The following is a 1,180-nucleotide window of genomic DNA, read 5'->3' as shown; positions in this document are numbered from 1 at the left end:
CGGTTGCCCTATGGACCGCCAGAATGTTTCCGGCTCGGCGCTACAATGGACGCCGCCCTAAAACGAATGGTATCAGTGGCCCGACCGTAATCTTGTGCGCATAAAACGGCCAAAAAGGCTTTTATTCTTCATGGTTGAAGACTACAGGTGTGCTTTTATGTGGTGGACTTATGTTGGCTGCTGATGATGGTTGCTTCGAAAAATCAGATTGGATGGCAGGTGCTACAAGGCGCGGGATCAAATTGATCCCGCGATGGCATGGTTGATTCTGGCGGTAAGTCGCTGGCTGGACGGGCTAGCGAAGCATTTGCGTTACAAAAAGTTGTCTATTTTTTTTCGCAAAATCAGGCTGGGCTTGAAGGTCACCACCCGCCGAGCATGAATCTCGCAGGGCACACCCGTCTTGGGATTCCGGCCGGGTCTGGCCACCTTGTCCCGCAGGGTGAAATTCCCGAAGCCGGACAGCTTAACGTCTTCACCGGACGCCAGCGTTTCCCGTATCGTATCAAACAGGCTGTTCACCAGATCCAGGCTTTCTCTGTGCGTGAAGCCCATTGCATCGGTCAATGCATGGGCTATTTCTGCTTTTGTAACGGTCATCTTTCTTTCATCACCTTATTCAATGCGCGTTGTGCTGTTTTCAGTGTTTTCATCAGGCGGTGGTGGGCGTCCATACGTGCGCGGCCATCCTGAATCGTCTCCCGGTACGCATCCCGAAAGTCCATCATCATGGTTTTGCGTTTATCTTTCTTGGTCTGGATAAATTGCACATCATAATAGTCCAGAAGACTCACTGCAAAACGACTGACAACAAGCATGGCGGTGTTAGTGACATATTCCGCTATCAGGTCCGGCCCGAAACTATCCGAAGAAAGGATGAACGCATCCGATGGCAGTATATCGTCCAGCTTGTGAATCAGTTTTTGCGTGGCCTTGGCTTGTTGAATCAGTTCGTCGATGGAATCCTGGTCCCGCCGTTTCGGGTGTTCCCGTGCTGCATAGGTCAGTACATTGGTCGCGTCTATCAGGGCATCCATTCCGTGGATGGTCCGGAAAAACTGGGCGCCGGGTGAATCCTCGAGTGCTTCCTGGATAGGGGAGAGATATAGGCTGCCCGCCTGGATAATGCGGTCGAGCACGTCTACGGCGTGGCCGTCGATGTTGGGTAATAACAGCGCCG

At 52.4% G+C, this 1,180-nt stretch carries 2 protein-coding genes; both read right to left on the bottom strand.

Annotation, left to right across the window (positions count from 1 at the left end; genetic code table 11):
• Nucleotides 1-312: 312 nt before the first annotated feature.
• Complete coding sequence (locus AC2VLY_RS01935) at nucleotides 313-600, bottom strand: integration host factor subunit alpha (RefSeq protein WP_486921689.1); 288 nt, start codon at nucleotides 598-600, stop codon at nucleotides 313-315.
• Nucleotides 597-1,180: hypothetical protein (locus AC2VLY_RS01930; protein WP_486921688.1), on the bottom strand; the 584-nt coding region annotated here is incomplete at its 5' end. The genes AC2VLY_RS01935 and AC2VLY_RS01930, both read right to left, overlap by 4 nt.

The organism is Acidithiobacillus sp. TH-A36 (assembly GCF_057473445.1).
Note: the sequence above shows the minus strand (reverse complement) of the source record. Positions and strands in the feature narration are given on the sequence as shown.